The organism is Nocardioides turkmenicus, from assembly GCF_011045035.1.
Classification (GTDB): Bacteria; Actinomycetota; Actinomycetes; order Propionibacteriales; family Nocardioidaceae; genus Nocardioides; species Nocardioides turkmenicus.
Window position 1 is genome coordinate 43771 of sequence record NZ_JAALAA010000001.1, and the last position, 13339, is coordinate 57109.

Annotated in this window: 15 protein-coding genes; 4 read left to right on the top strand and 11 right to left on the bottom strand. The window is 70.5% G+C overall.

Annotated elements, in window-relative coordinates:
- Window position 1: 1 nt before the first annotated feature.
- From G5C66_RS00250 to G5C66_RS00285, 8 genes are all read right to left on the bottom strand, one after another.
- A complete protein-coding gene (locus G5C66_RS00250) occupies window positions 2-787 on the bottom strand; it encodes an SDR family oxidoreductase (RefSeq protein WP_165108564.1) in 786 nt (261 codons plus the stop codon).
- A 26-nt stretch (window positions 788-813) separates the two neighbouring features.
- The gene (locus tag G5C66_RS00255; protein ID WP_165108566.1) at window positions 814-1554 is read right to left on the bottom strand and encodes a 3-oxoacyl-ACP reductase family protein; all 741 of its coding nucleotides are present in this window, start codon (window positions 1552-1554) and stop codon (window positions 814-816) included.
- 3 nt (window positions 1555-1557) lie between these two features.
- On the bottom strand, window positions 1558-2082 hold the full coding sequence (locus G5C66_RS00260; RefSeq protein WP_165108568.1) for a cupin domain-containing protein: 525 nt from the start codon (window positions 2080-2082) through the stop codon (window positions 1558-1560).
- Window positions 2083-2139: 57 nt separating this feature from the next.
- Window positions 2140-2943, bottom strand: coding sequence for an alpha/beta fold hydrolase (locus G5C66_RS00265; protein WP_165108570.1), 804 nt, complete (start codon window positions 2941-2943; stop codon window positions 2140-2142).
- Between the two features lie 7 nt (window positions 2944-2950).
- A complete protein-coding gene (locus tag G5C66_RS00270) occupies window positions 2951-3745 on the bottom strand; it encodes an aspartate dehydrogenase domain-containing protein (RefSeq protein ID WP_165108572.1) in 795 nt (264 codons plus the stop codon).
- Window positions 3742-4707, bottom strand: a complete 966-nt coding sequence (locus G5C66_RS00275) for a VOC family protein (protein WP_165108574.1) — start codon at window positions 4705-4707, stop codon at window positions 3742-3744. Before G5C66_RS00275 ends, G5C66_RS00270 begins: the two co-directional genes overlap by 4 nt.
- 105 nt (window positions 4708-4812) lie before the next feature.
- The gene (locus tag G5C66_RS00280; RefSeq protein ID WP_338144018.1) at window positions 4813-6306 is read right to left on the bottom strand and encodes an aldehyde dehydrogenase; all 1494 of its coding nucleotides are present in this window, start codon (window positions 6304-6306) and stop codon (window positions 4813-4815) included.
- A complete protein-coding gene (locus G5C66_RS00285) occupies window positions 6303-7679 on the bottom strand; it encodes an MFS transporter (RefSeq protein WP_165108576.1) in 1377 nt (458 codons plus the stop codon). The genes G5C66_RS00280 and G5C66_RS00285 overlap by 4 nt, the downstream gene beginning before the upstream one ends.
- 159 nt (window positions 7680-7838) lie before the next feature.
- Between G5C66_RS00285 and G5C66_RS26315 the strand changes: the two genes are divergently transcribed.
- Window positions 7839-8399: a MarR family transcriptional regulator gene (locus G5C66_RS26315; RefSeq protein WP_165108578.1), complete on the top strand. Its 561-nt coding sequence runs from the start codon at window positions 7839-7841 to the stop codon at window positions 8397-8399.
- A gap of 79 nt (window positions 8400-8478) precedes the next feature.
- Here the strand turns inward: G5C66_RS26315 and G5C66_RS00295 are convergent, their stop codons facing one another.
- Window positions 8479-9174 carry a DJ-1/PfpI family protein gene (locus tag G5C66_RS00295; RefSeq protein ID WP_165108580.1) on the bottom strand — a complete coding sequence of 232 codons (696 nt, stop codon included), beginning with the start codon at window positions 9172-9174 and terminating at the stop codon, window positions 8479-8481.
- A 94-nt stretch (window positions 9175-9268) separates the two neighbouring features.
- Between G5C66_RS00295 and G5C66_RS00300 the strand changes: the two genes are divergently transcribed.
- The 3 genes from G5C66_RS00300 to G5C66_RS00310 all read left to right on the top strand — a co-directional run bounded on the left by G5C66_RS00300 (window position 9269) and on the right by G5C66_RS00310 (window position 11970).
- Window positions 9269-10162, top strand: coding sequence for a LysR family transcriptional regulator (locus tag G5C66_RS00300; protein WP_165108582.1), 894 nt, complete (start codon window positions 9269-9271; stop codon window positions 10160-10162).
- Window positions 10163-10187: 25 nt separating this feature from the next.
- The gene (locus tag G5C66_RS00305; RefSeq protein WP_165108584.1) at window positions 10188-11006 is read left to right on the top strand and encodes a rhodanese-like domain-containing protein; all 819 of its coding nucleotides are present in this window, start codon (window positions 10188-10190) and stop codon (window positions 11004-11006) included.
- An 82-nt stretch (window positions 11007-11088) separates the two neighbouring features.
- Window positions 11089-11970: an NAD(P)-dependent oxidoreductase gene (locus tag G5C66_RS00310; RefSeq protein WP_165108586.1), complete on the top strand. Its 882-nt coding sequence runs from the start codon at window positions 11089-11091 to the stop codon at window positions 11968-11970.
- On the opposite strand, the gene G5C66_RS00315 is transcribed toward G5C66_RS00310, so the two are convergent.
- Window positions 11959-12375 (bottom strand): VOC family protein, encoded by a 417-nt coding sequence (locus tag G5C66_RS00315; RefSeq protein ID WP_165108588.1) that lies wholly within the window; start codon window positions 12373-12375, stop codon window positions 11959-11961. The two genes, G5C66_RS00310 and G5C66_RS00315, sit on opposite strands and share 12 nt — an antisense overlap.
- A 59-nt stretch (window positions 12376-12434) precedes the next feature.
- Complete coding sequence (locus tag G5C66_RS00320; protein ID WP_165108590.1) at window positions 12435-13148, bottom strand: TetR family transcriptional regulator; 714 nt, start codon at window positions 13146-13148, stop codon at window positions 12435-12437.
- Window positions 13149-13339 lie beyond the last annotated feature (191 nt).

Sequence of the window (13339 nt, forward strand, 5' to 3'; positions counted from 1 at the left end):
CTCAGGCCACGTAGCGGGCAACGCCGCCACACACGTCGAGCGCCGCGCCGGTGACGTACGAGGCACGCGGAGACAGCAGGGTCACGACCATCGCGGCGACCTCCTCGGCCCGGCCGAACCGGCCCAGGGAGATGCCGCGGTCGGCGGCGAGGTCGCTCTCGAAAGCCTCGTACAAGGTCCCGTTCTCGTCCGCCTCGAAGCGCCGCCGCCACTGGCCGGTGTCGATCAGTCCGAGGCAGACGCTGTTGACCCGGATGTCGGGTGCGTACTCCGACGCCATCGACTTGGTCAGGTTGAGCAGACCGGCCCGAGCGGCCGAGGTCGTGACCAGTCGCGGCTCGGGCTGGCGGGCGAGCACGGCGTTGATGGTGACGATCGCGGCGGCGTCGGAGGCCCGCAGGTGCGGCAGCGCCGCTCCGGTGACGTTGAGGACGCCGCCGAACTTCAGGTCGAGCTCGTCGCGGAAGTCGTCGACGGTCGCCTGGTCGAGCCCGAGCATCCGCGACTGGCCGGCGTTGTTGACCAGCCCGTCGATCCCGCCGAACCGGGCTGCACCGGCCTCGACCACCGCGCGCACCTGGCCGGCGTCGCGTACGTCGCAGCTCATCGCGAGCACCCGGTCGGCGGGGGCGCCGAGGTCGGCGAGCGCCTTCTCGAGCACGTCGGGACGGCGGGCGCAGGTGATGACGTTCGCGCCCTCCTCGAGGAGGGTGGCGACGGTCGCGAGACCGACGCCGGAGCTACCGCCCGTGACGAGCACGGTGCGATCGGCGAGGTGGAGATCCATGGGTCCTGGTCCTGTCAGTGAAACCGTCAGTGGAAGACGAAGCCGCCGTCGACGACGAGTTGCTGTCCGGTGATGTAGGCGGCCTCGGGGCCGAGCAGGAAGGCCGCGGCCCCGACGACGTCGGCGGGCTCCTGGTCCCGGGTCAGCGCCCGGTTGTCGCGGTAGAGCTGGTGGCGGTGCTCGGGGATCTGCTGCGCAGCCTCGGTGGTGGTGAGACCGGCCGCCAGGGTGTTGACGGTGATCCCGTGCGGGCCGAGGTCACGCGCCATCGCCCGGGTCAGCGCGGCGAGGCCGCCCTTGGAGGCGATGTAGTGCGCGAGGTTGGCGGAGCCGTAGAGCGCCGAGTCCGAGCCGATGTTGAGGACCCGGCCACGGCCCGCCTCGATCATCCCCGGGACGACCTCCCGGCTGACCAGCCACGGGCCGCGCAGGTTGACCGCCATCAGCGAGTCCCACTCGGCCGGGTCGATCTCGTGGACCGGCTTGCCGCCGACCCCGTCGGCGCGGGCGGCGTTGTTGACCAGCCCGTAGACCGGCCCGGTCTCCTTCACCATCGCCCGCACCGAGGCGTGGTCGGTGACGTCGACCGGGACGGTCGAGACGTCGTGGCCCTCCTCGCGGAGCGCGGCTCCGGCCGTCTCCAGCCAGTCCTCGCGGATGTCCGCGAGCCAGACCCGGGCACCGGCCCGGGCCAGGCGCCGGGAGATCGCCAGCCCGAGGCCGCGACCCGCGCCCGTGACCAGGACCGGTGCACCGTCGAAGCTCATCGGTCAGTCCCGGGTGACGCCGTGCATCGCGGAGGTCTCCGGGTACGTCGGGACCTGCGGCTTCTGGGCGCCGATGATCACGCAGAAAAGTGCGTCGACCTCGCCGTTGTTCTTCAGGCTCCGCGGCACGCCGGCCGGCACCACGATCATGTCGCGGTAGCCGAGGGTGCGCTTGACCACCTGGCCGTCGCGGTGCACGCCGACCTCGACCTCCCCCTCGAGGACGAAGAAGGCCTCCTCGGCGTCGTGGTGGGTGTGCTCGGGGCCCTCCGCCCCCGGGGGCAGCAGCATGTTGGAGAAGGTGAAGCCCTGCGACTTGATGGTGCGGTTGTCGTTCTCGTGGTTGCCGGTCGCGCCGGAGCCGACGTAGCGGATCTGGGCGCGCTTGAACTGGTCGCCGGCCTTGGCCTGGAAGCCCAGGGTGTCCCAGTCCTCGTGGCGCGAGGCGCGGGTCAGGATGATGGAGTCGGTGAACTCCTCCAGGCTCTCGGCCGTCTCGTACGTGAGGGGTTGCTGGGTGATCGACATGGGTCGTTCCTCTCTTGCGGTGGTTCGTTCTCGGGTCGGAATCGGGGGTCGGGGACGTCAGCCGTAGAGGCGTTCGACGATCCCGACGAAGGAGGAGAGCCAGGCGTTGAACGCCTCGGGCGACTCCTGGTTGGCCAGGTGGCCGGCGCCGCGCAGGGTCACCAGGACGGCGTCGGGGATACCGCCGGCGAGCGCCTGGGACTCGGTGATCCCGGTGACCTGGTCCTGGTCGCCGCACAGCACGAGCGTCGGAGTGTCGATGGCGGCGAGCTCGGGCGTCAGGTCGGTGGCGGCCATCGACTCGGCGGCGAGGCCGTAGCCCGGGAGCCGGATCGAGTCGCGCATCGTGGCGACGACCCGGTCGACCAGCTCACCCGGGGCATCGGAGCTGACGAGCCGCGGCCCGCGGCCGCCGGCAAAGGCAGCGCTGCCGGCCGAGCCCAGCTCGGCGGCACGCGTGCGCATCGCCGCGGCCTTCTCCGCAGAGGTGCCGGAGCCGCGGCTCGCGTCGGCGAGCACGAGGCTTCGGACCAGCTCGGGGTGGCGGGAGGCGAGCCGGACCGCGATGACCCCGCCCCAGGAGACCCCCAGGACGTGGACCGGGCCGGCCTCTGCGTACTCCTCGATGACGGCGGCCGCCGCGTCGGCGAAACCGTCGAGGTCGAGCTCGGCCTCGGGGACGGCGGAGCGGGCATAGCCGGGGGCGTCCCAGGCCAGCAGCCGGAACTCGCCCGCCAGCGCAGCGATCTGCGGCGCGAACGAGGCCGAGCTGGACCCGATGCCGTGCAGGCACAGGATCGTCGGGCCGGTGCCGGTGTCCTCGACGTGGACCCCGGTCGTACGGAGCGTGGTGGTCGTCATCGCGGCCTCAGATGATGCTGACCGCGCCGACCGGGCGGCCGACGAGCATGGACAGGGACCGGACGACGGCTCGTGAGACGACGCCGCTCGTACGCGGGTTGGCGGCCGAGGGGTGGTTGCGGATCTCGAACCGGTAGCTGCCGGCGTCCGCGTCGGCCTCGATGACATGGCTGGTCAGCTCCGCGGCGGGGTCGGCGACGAGCCGGACCTCGACCAGCTCCAGGTCGCCCACCGCCAGCCCGACGGTGGCCGCGACGTTGAGCGAACGCGGGAAGTAACGCGCCGCCTCGGCCGCGGAGCCCTCGAAGATGGTCGTCGGCTGGGTGGTTGCACGGACCCGTGCCTGAGTCTCGTCGTCCATCCATGGCTGCAGCAGGGTCGCGGGCAGCTTGGTGGTGGTCACCGAGGCACGGTGGACTGCACCGTGGCTGGCGGCGCTGACCAGCAGGTCAATGCCGCCGATGGCGCCGGAGGTGATGAACATCCGCCCCGGTCCGGTAGCCCGGAGCCGGGCAACCAGCTCTTGGTCGGCCAGCGCTCCCGCCGAGGTGATCAGCAGGTGACGACCGGCCTCGAGGATCTCGGCTCCGTGCCGGGAGACGACCGCTTGGCCGGCGCACTCGACGATCACATCGCTGCTCTCGATCGCCTTGGCGAGCCGGATCTGCGGCACCGGACACTCGCCGACCGGGGTGTCGTTGACGACCCCGACGACCTCGACGTCCTCGACCGCACCGCCCACCAAAGCCTCGATCACGGGACGACCGATGGCGCCCGCGCCGATGATGCTGACCTTCGTCATCGGGCCACCTCCATCAGGTCGCGGCCCTGCATCGAGACGTACGCGGCGGCCAGCTCGGGACGGTCGGCGAACACTCCCGCGTCCTCGATACCGGCCATGTGGCGGCGTACGTCCTTGGACGGCGGGCCCGCGGTGCCCCACAGATCGGAGAGCTCAGGGACCCGGCGCCACACCTTGCACAGCCACTGGTCCTCGACGACCTGGGCGACGTCCGAGGTGTACTCGCACACCAGCCCGGCGGGATCGGCGAAGTAGGAGAAGGTGTTGTTGCCCGGACCGTGACGGCCGGGGCCCCACAGCGGGGTGACCCCCTGCTGCTTGAGCGAGCCGATGCCCCGCATGAAGTGGTTCATGCTCGGCATCTCGTAGGCGACGTGGTTGACCGAGGTCCAGGCCGCCTGGTTGAAGGCGATGCTGTGGTGGTCGGTGTTGCAGCGCAGGAACGCCATCTGGTGCTCGGACCAGTCCGAGACTCGCATCCCGAGGACGTCGGTGTAGAACGCGACCGCGCGGTCGATGTCGATGGTGTTGAGCACGACGTGCGTCACGCCGATCGGGACCGGCCGGTCCCGGTCGAGCGGCTTGACGGCATGGACGTCGGCGACGAGCTCGATCACACGGCCCTCCGGGTCGGCGAAGCGGATGCCGTAGCCGCCGCCCGCTTGGTCCAGGGCACCTGGCTCGGTGAGCATCGGGATGCCGCGCAGAGCGAGCCGGCGGGCGGCCTCGTCGACCTCGGCGGGCGTACGCACCGCGAACGAGATGGCGCCGAGACCGTTGCGCTCCGCGCGGGTCAACTGCAGGACGTGGTGGTTCTCCCCCGTGCCTCGCAGCCAGGTGTCGTCATGGTCCTGCTCGACGACCGAGAGGCCCCAGACCTCGGAGTAGAAGTCCGTCGACTCGGTGAGGGTCGGCACCTGCAGCTGGACGCTGCGCAACGAGTGCAGTGTGGCGATCGACATCCCGACTCCTTTCTCTTAGTGGTTAATATTTAAGTACTTAGGCTTTTTCATGTCAAGAGGAACCGTGGCCCAGATCACCTCGCGCTCCCCTTCAGGGGCGCCGGGTCAGCCGGCCCAGGGGTGTGGCGCCTCGTCGAGTCCCCAGTAGAGGCTCTTCTGGCGCGTGTACTCCGCGATCCCTCGACGGCCCTTCTCGATGCCGAGACCGCTCTCCTTCATGCCGCTGAACGGCGTGGAGATGCTGAACTGCTTGTAGGTGTTGATCCACACCGTGCCGGCGTCGATCCGGCGGGCCACCCGCCAGGCCGTGCGGTAGTCACGGGTCCAGAGGCCGCACGCCAGCCCGTAGACCGAGTCGTTGGCACGCGCGACCAGGTCGTCCTCGTCGTCATAGGTGAGCACCGACAACACCGGCCCGAAGATCTCCTCCTGGCAGGTCGGCGAGGAGTTGTCCAGGCCGGCGATGACGGTCGGCAGGTAGTAGGCACCGGCGTCGTACGCGTCACCCTCGGGCACCGCACCGCCGACCAGCACCTCCCCGCCGGCCGCGCGGGCGCGGTCGACGTGGCCCGCGACGCTGTCGCGGTGACGGTGGTGGACCAGCGGTGCCACCTGGGTGTCCGGGTCGAGCCCGTGGCCGACGCGCAGCCGGGCGACCGCCTTGACCAGGCGCTCAAGGAACTCCTCGGCGCGGGCCGACGGGAGGAAGAGCCGGGAGCCGGCGATGCAGCTCTGCCCCGAGCTGGAGTAGATACCGAACAGGACCCCCGCGATCGCGGCCTCGACGTCGGCGTCCTCGAACACGATGGTCGGGGACTTGCCGCCCAGCTCGAGCGTCACCGGCATCAGCTTGTCGGCGGCGGCGTGTGCGATCAGGCGACCGGTCGTGGTGCCTCCGGTGAAGGAGACCTTGCCGACGCCGGGATGGCGCACGATGGCGTCCCCGACGACCGATCCCCTGCCGGGCAGCACCGAGACCAGGCCGGGCGGGAGCCCGGAGTCCGTGATGATGCGACCCAGCGCGAGCGAGACCAGCGGCGTCCATTCGGCCGGCTTGAGCACGACGGCGTTGCCCGCTGCGAGGGCGGGCGCGATCTTCTGGGCGTCGCTGGCGATCGGCGAGTTCCACGGAGTGATCGCACCGATGACGCCGATCGGCTCGTGCACGCTCATCGTGAGCGAAGGGCCCCGCTGCGTCGTGAGCTCCTCGTCGAAAGTCTCTAGCGCGGCAGCCATGTAGCGGAATGTGCCCGCGGCGCTCGCCACCAGGGCGGAGGTCTCCTTGAGCGTCTTGCCGGTGTCGCGGGTCTGCAGCCGGGCGAGCCGCTCGGCCGAGGCCTCGATCCCGTCGGCGATCCAGTGCAGGTGGCGCGCTCGCTCGTGCGGCAGCCGCCGGCCCCACTCGGCAGCAGCCTCCGCACCCCCGGCGACGGCCTCGTCGACGTCGGCCTCGGAGGCGTGGTGCACCGTCGTGATCACGCTGCCGTCGGCCGGGTCGATGCTCTCCGATCCGGTCCCGCCACCGCGGCGCCACTCCCCCGCGACCAGGACCTCGTCGGCCGGGACGACCGTGTCCACCGCAACGTCGGAGGCGCTCACTGGGAGATCTCCTCCAACGTACGCTCCCGGGTCTCGACCGCGAACACGACCGTGGTGAGCGCGCCGATCACCGCGACGGCCCCCATCACGACGAACACGTCGGCGATCGAGAAGCCGCGGTCGATCAAGCCACCGACGACGAGTGGGCCGATGATGATGCCGAGGCGACCGAAGGCGCCGCCGACGCTGCACCCAAGGGCGCGCATCCGGGTCGGGTAGAGCTCGGCGGTGTAGACGTACAGCGCCAGGTTCACGGCGAAGATGCACATCGCGGACAGTGCCGACCAGAGGAGCACGGAGCCGGCGCTGGTCGCTCCCGTCGAGGCGAGGACGAACAGCGTCGCGGCACTGCCGAGCATCGCGGCCGTGATCGCGACCCGGCGCCCGATCAGGTCGATGGTCAGCGCGATGACGACGCAGCCGACGATGCCGGCGATGCTGGTCGCGACGCTGTAGCGCAGCGCGGTGTCGACATCGAGATGGAAGACCCGGCCATAGAGCGTGGGCAGCCAGGCGGCGATGCCGTAGTTCACGAAGTACGCCGTCAGCCAGGCCGCCGCGAGCATCAGGGTGCGCCGCAGGTAGACGCCCTGGAACAGCTCGGTGACGCGTACGCGGCCCTGCTTGACCGCCTTCGCCTCGCTGAGCACGGGATCCGGGAGCTCGCCCTTCTGGGCCGCGACCTGCTCCTCGATCCGGCGGGTGGCCCGGTCGGCCTCCTCGAGGCGGCCGTGGGCGGCGAGCCAGCGGGGCGACTCGGGGACGCGGCGCAGGAACGGCACCAGGACCAGCGGGATGGCGCCGAGCGCGAAGAGCCAGCGCCAGCCGAGCGTGGGCACGACCCACGCCGCGACCAGCGCGGAGGCGACCAGGCCGGCCGGGAAGATCAGCTCGTAGAGCAGCACGAAGCGTCCGCGCCGATGGGCGCGGGTGATCTCGCCGATGTACGTCGCGGCAACAGGCACCTCGGCACCGAGGCCGAACCCCTGGATGAACCGCAGCACCAGGAAGAGCCAGAGCGTCGAGGTGCCCGCCATCAGCAGGCTGGTGACCGCATACAGCACCAGCGATCCGATGAGTACCGGGACCCGGCCGACGCGGTCCGCGGCCCAGCCGCCGGCGAGCGCGCCGAGCAGCATACCGATGCCGCCCACCGCGATCGTCCAGGCGATCATGCCCGGATTCAGGCCGAAGAACGGGATGAGCACGGGCAGCGCGTAGGCGATCATCAGCTGGTCGAAACCGTCGAAGAACGTGGCCACGCCGACGAGCACGCGGGTCTTGACGTGCCAGCGTGAGAGCGGGAGCCGCTCGAGCCTGGCACTGATCTGCTCCGCCGTGACAGCCGGCGGCACCGGGGTGATATTGACCATGTGAGGGGAACTTTCGGTTCACAGCACTCGACAGGCGGTAATTCCTAAGTGCTTAATCATTAAGTCCTAAGAGTGTGCGCTGCGTCACGAACCGGCGTCAACCCCCTTCGTGTTAACTTCCTGTCTCGCGGAGCCCGAGTCGGCTCGTACACTGCGACCATGAGTCACACCGGTTCCAGCGTCAATCAGCCCTCGGGTGGCGATGACGCGGTCGACGCGATCGTCTCCCAGTGGACACACGAGCGCCCCGACCTCGACCCCTCTCCCATCGCGCTGTTCGGGAGGGTCCACCGGATCTATCTGCGCTACCAGTCGGTCCTGACCCAGGTCTTCGGCCGCCACGACCTCAACTCCGCCTCGTTCGACGTCCTGGCCGCGCTGCGCCGTGCCGGCGCGCCCTACCGCAAGGCCGGCCGTGACCTCGCGAGCGGCTCGCTGCTCTCCTCAGCCGGGGTGACCTTCCGGCTCGACCGTCTCGAGGCCGCGGGGCTCATCACCCGACAGCGCGACGCCGAGGACCGCCGCGTCGTCTACTCCCAGCTCACCGACAAGGGCCTCGAGCTGATCAACCGGGCCATCGAGGACCATCTGCGTGCGGAGAACGCGCTCCTCCACCACCTCACCCGGGAGGAGCGTGACGAGCTCGCCCGACTGCTCAGCAAGCTCGAGCGCTCCATCATCGAGGCCGACTTCGACACCGACGGCGAAGTCGCCTCCTGATGCGACGACGGCGGCCCGGGGCTGCGCAGCGAGAAGGTCGCGCGCAGCCGCCGGGCCGCTTCCGTGGTGCGAGAGGCGATCAGCCGAGCCGCTCCAGGAGCGCCTTCGCGGTGGAGACGCTGGACTGCGGGTTCTGGCCGGTGATCAGCGTGCCGTCGACGACGACGGTGTCGCTCCACGGCTCACCGGTCTCGACGATCCCGCCGGCGGCGCGCATGCGCTGCTCGACGGAGAACGGGATGCTGTCGCCGTAGCCGCCCTGCTGCTCCTCGGTGTCGGTGAAGCCGGTCATCCGGCGGCCACCGAAGAGCCAGCCGCCGTCACCGGTGGCGGCGAGGAGACCGGCGACACCGTGGCACAGCGCCACGACCGGTCGGCCGGCGGAGTCGGTGCCGGTCAGGACCGCGGCGAGCGCCGGGTCCTCGACGAGGTCCGTCATAGGGGCGTGGCCGCCGGGGATGTAGACGGCGTCGTACGCCGACGGGTCGATGTCGGCGAGGGCGAGCGGGTTCGCGAGCTGGTCCTCGAGCGTCGCGAGGTAGGCACGGAAGCGCTCGGCGTCCTCGGGCTGGACGCCGCCCTGCTCGCTGAGCGAGAGCGCGTCGACGGTCGGCTTCCGACCGCCCGGGGTGGCGATGTCGATCTCGACGCCCGCTCCGGCGAGCGTCTCGTGCGAGGCGGCGACCTCCTCGGCCCAGTAGCCGGTGGGGTGCTCGCTGCCGTCGGCGAGGACGAGGGTGTCGGCCGCCGAGACGACCATCAGTACGCGTGTCACGAGTAGTTCCTCCTTGTTGCGGTTTGGTGATGACCTAACGACGATCCGCTGCCGCTTCACTCCCTAACGGACCCGACCGGTCATAATGATTTCTATGACCTCGCTCGATCTGTGGGAAGCGTTCGCGCACGCCTACCGGGAGCGGTCGATCAGCGCCGCGGCCCGGCGCCTCGATCTCTCTCAGCCAGCTGTGACCGCGCGGATCCGCAAGCTCGAGCACGAGATCGGCGCGACCCTGTTCGAGCGCTCCCGCACCGGACTGGTGCCGACCGGCCGGGCCGACGCACTCGCCGCTCGGATCACCCCGCTGGTCGACCAGCTGCGTGGCGCGGTCGGCGCCGCGCCCCCGATCGGACCCGCGAACATCCGGATCGGCGGCGCGGCCGACGTGATGTCCACCCGCGTCGTGCCCGCCCTGGCGCCTCTGGTGCGCGACGGGCTCGACCTGTCGGTGGCCACCGGCCTCGCCCGAGACCTTCTCGACGACCTCGCGGCCGAACGTCTCGACATGGTCGTCTCCTCCGTACGCCCCGGCGACGAGCGGCTGCGGTCGACCGCGCTGGTGGACGAGGAGTTCCTCCTGGTCGCGACGCCGGCGCTCGCGGCACAGGTCGATCCGGCCGACCTGGCGCAGGACCCGGTGCAGGCGCTCGCGGGCGTGCCGCTGGCCGCCTACTCCCCCGAGCTCCCGATCATCAGGCGCTATTGGCTCACCGAGTTCGACGAGCGCCCCGCCAACCGCACCGCGCTGGTCATGCCCGACCTGCGTGGCATCCTCCGTGCCGTCGTGGCCGGGATCGGCGCCTCGGTCCTGCCCCGCTATCTGGTCGACGGCGCGCTCGCCGACGGCACGGTCGTACGCCTCCACCAGCCCCGGCTCGGTCCGCTCAACACGCTCTGGCTGGTCACCGGGACCGACCCGTCGCCGGCCGTCGCCCACGTCTGCCGACACCTGAGCGCCGAGGCCGCCGGATGGGCCAGCACATGACCTCGTTCCTGGAAGAATCGAACCCGTGAACGTACTCATCAGCGCCGACGACCTCGCGACCGCGCTCGCCTCCAGCGAGCCGCCCGTCCTCCTCGACGTACGCTGGCAGCTCGGCGGCCCGCCCGGACACGAGTCCTATCTCGAGGGCCACATCCCCGGTGCCGTCTACGTCGACCTCGACACCGAGCTCGCCGGCCATGGCGAGCCCACCGACGGACGCCACCCGCTCCCCGAGCTCGCCGACCTGCAGGCCGCCGCCCGCCGCTGGGGCATCTCCGAGGGTGACAGCGTGGTGGTCTACGACGCCGTCGGCAACACCTCGGCCTCCCGGGCCTGGTGGCTGCTGCGCTGGGCAGGCATCGCCGACGTACGTCTCCTCGACGGCGCCCTCGGCGCCTGGACCTCCGCGGGACACCCGCTGACCACCGCCGACGTCGTGCCCGATCCCGGCACGGTGACCCTCACTCCCGGCCACCTGCCCGTGCTGCCGTTCGAGCACGTCGAGGCGTACGACGGCCTGCTGCTCGACGCCCGCGCCGGCGAGCGCTACCGCGGCGAGGTCGAGCCCGTCGACCCGAAGGCCGGGCACATCCCCGGCGCGGTCTCCGCCCCCACCGTCGACAACCTGGCCGCCGACGGCCGCTTCCTGCCGGTGAAGGAGCTCCGCGCCCGCTTCGACGCGCTCGGGGTCGAGCCCGGCTCCCCCGTGGCCGTCTACTGCGGATCCGGGGTCACCGCTGCCCACGAGGTCGCCGCGCTGGCGATCGCGGGCTACGACGCCGCCCTCTTCCCGGGGTCGTGGAGCCAGTGGAGCAATCACGACGTTCCGGTCGCGACGGGCTGAGCCGCACCGCCGAACTCCCTTGACCTCAAGTCAACTTCATCTTTCACGATGGTTACACACCACGAGAGATGGAGTTGAGACCATGACGGACACCAACGAGCGACCCGCCGTCACCGTGATCGGGATGGGCAACATGGGATCGGCGGTCGCACGGGCATATCTCGAGCGCGGCTACCGGACCACGGTCTGGAACCGGACGGCGGACAAGGCAGAGGCGCTCGCCGACGCCGGCGCGGCCGTCGCCTCCACTGCGGCGAAGGCCGTGGCAGCGAGTCCGGTGACGGTCCTCAGCCTGCTGGACAACACCGCGGTCGAGGACGTCCTGGAGTCCGTCGGCGATGCCGCCTCGGGCCGCACCCTGGTCAGCCTGACCAGCGGCTCGCCGGCACAGGCGCGGGCCAATGAGGCCTGGGCGACCGAGCACGGAGCGGCGTACGTCGACGGGAAGGTCATGGGAGACCCGCCCGACGTGGGCACGTCCAGGATCTCGCTGGCCTTCAGCGGTGACCGCGACGCCTTCGAGGCCGTCGAGCCGGTGCTCACCGAGCTCGGCTCGCTCACCTACCACGGACCCGACTCCGGGTTCGCGGCCGTCGAGTTCAACGCCCAGGTCGCGATGGGCTACGAGTTCCTGATCGGCTACCTGCACACCCTCAGCCTGGTCGAGGCGGAGGGCATGGACCTGGAGGCGTTCACCGACCGGCTCGCCGGTTCCCTGAACGGCTACGCCGGGCTGCTGAGGATGATGGCCGGCGCGATCAAGAGCGGGACGTACGGGCCGGACCTCGGCTCGCTCGACGTGCAGGCCGCGCTGATGGACGACCTGATCGGGCACCGGGAGTCGACCGGCGTCGAGACCGTCCGGATGCGGGAGGTGAAGTCGCTCATGGACCGCCGGATCGCCCAGGGCCACGGCGACCAGGGCTTCTCCAGCATGTTCGAGCTGCTGCGCCTACGACCCTGACGCCTGCGCCTCCTGCGCGGCCACCTCGGCCTCGGAGCGCAGCACGCAGAACTGGTTGCCCTCGGGATCGGCGAAGATCACCCAGCCGGTCCCGGGGCCGTACTTCCCGCGGTGGTCGGCGACCTGCGTCGCACCCAGACCGAGCACGCGCTCGACCTCGTCGTCGCGCGTGCCGGTGCGCGGCCGCAGGTCGAGGTGGATGCGCTTGGCGGGCAGTGGGTCGTCAGGCACCTCGATGAACAGCAGCCGGTGGCCGGTCTCCGGATCGAGGATCATGCACTCCTCGTGACCGGGGAGGTTCGGGTCGCCCTCCACATCGACGTAGCCGAGCAGGGTCTTCCACCACTCCGACAGTGTGTACGCGTCGTGGCAGTCGATGGTCGTGTGCGAGACGAAGAGGGCCATGCCCACATCGAAACCTACCTCCGCACCCGAGTCCACCGGGTTTCGGCGGTGAGGCCGGCTCAGGCCGGCTCGACCACCTTGTCGTCGATGAACTGCGGGAGCAGGTCGATGGCGATCGGGGCGGCCGCGTCGATCTTCTCCTGCGGCACGTCGCAGATCCGCAGGCAGGTCGCGGCGATGGCCCACGCCTCGCGGCACGGGATCCTGCGGTCCGGGTCCTCGGTGCGCATGTTGATCACGCCCTCGACCTGCTGGATGAGCAGGTCACCCAGCTGCTTGCGGCTGACCGTCGCGCGCACCGTCTTCGAGGCGACCTCGCTGGCCAGGTCCGCGTAGTGCGCGGCCAGCTCGGCGTGCTCGTTGCGGAACTCGTCGTAGACCTCGCACTTGGCCACGTCGGGCAGCTGGTAGAGCATGCCGACGTTGTGCGGCACGTCGGCCAGGGTGCGTACGTCGACGAGGACCAGCAGGTAGAGCGCGGTCTCGAAGTCGAGCGGTGGCACGCGGTTGAGGATCTTCTCCACCTTGTCCGTGGTCGGGCGGACCGACCGGCGGAGCAGCTCGCCGAGGATCTCGTCCTTCCCCGCGAAGTGGTAGTAGAGCGATGCCTGGCGGATGCCGACCATGTCGGCGATCTCGCGGGTAGACGTCGCCGCGAAACCCTGGGAGACGAACAGCCGCGAGGCGGCATCCAGGATCTGGTCGCGCGGTGAGGTCGTACCTGAATCGGGAACATGCCTAGGGCGGCCGGGCCGAGAGCGCCTAGTTGTCATGTTGCCCATCTAACTCCCCTCCGGACTTTCAAGGAAGACTTGAAAGGACTTTATCCTCTACAAAATATGAGCCTTAAGGCCTATTGGACATAGTTAGCTTGGGCTATGTCCACGAGGTGCGCGTTTGCGTCCATCCACACCCGGACGCATGCACCGGAAGCCCCCATGAACGGCCGGGAGCCGGGTTGCGC

Bases quoted from the DNA above. Each gene is read 5' to 3' on its own strand.
- G5C66_RS00250 (WP_165108564.1), bottom strand. From the start codon at position 787: ATGGATCTCCACCTCGCCGATCGCACCGTGCTCGTCACGGGCGGTAGC.
- G5C66_RS00255 (WP_165108566.1), bottom strand. From the start codon at position 1,554: ATGAGCTTCGACGGTGCACCGGTCCTGGTCACGGGCGCGGGTCGCGGC.
- G5C66_RS00260 (WP_165108568.1), bottom strand. From the start codon at position 2,082: ATGTCGATCACCCAGCAACCCCTCACGTACGAGACGGCCGAGAGCCTG.
- G5C66_RS00265 (WP_165108570.1), bottom strand. From the start codon at position 2,943: ATGACGACCACCACGCTCCGTACGACCGGGGTCCACGTCGAGGACACC.
- G5C66_RS00270 (WP_165108572.1), bottom strand. From the start codon at position 3,745: ATGACGAAGGTCAGCATCATCGGCGCGGGCGCCATCGGTCGTCCCGTG.
- G5C66_RS00275 (WP_165108574.1), bottom strand. From the start codon at position 4,707: ATGTCGATCGCCACACTGCACTCGTTGCGCAGCGTCCAGCTGCAGGTG.
- G5C66_RS00285 (WP_165108576.1), bottom strand. From the start codon at position 7,679: ATGGTCAATATCACCCCGGTGCCGCCGGCTGTCACGGCGGAGCAGATC.
- G5C66_RS26315 (WP_165108578.1), top strand. From the start codon at position 7,839: ATGAGTCACACCGGTTCCAGCGTCAATCAGCCCTCGGGTGGCGATGAC.
- G5C66_RS00300 (WP_165108582.1), top strand. From the start codon at position 9,269: ATGACCTCGCTCGATCTGTGGGAAGCGTTCGCGCACGCCTACCGGGAG.
- G5C66_RS00310 (WP_165108586.1), top strand. From the start codon at position 11,089: ATGACGGACACCAACGAGCGACCCGCCGTCACCGTGATCGGGATGGGC.
- G5C66_RS00315 (WP_165108588.1), bottom strand. From the start codon at position 12,375: ATGGCCCTCTTCGTCTCGCACACGACCATCGACTGCCACGACGCGTAC.
- G5C66_RS00320 (WP_165108590.1), bottom strand. From the start codon at position 13,148: ATGACAACTAGGCGCTCTCGGCCCGGCCGCCCTAGGCATGTTCCCGAT.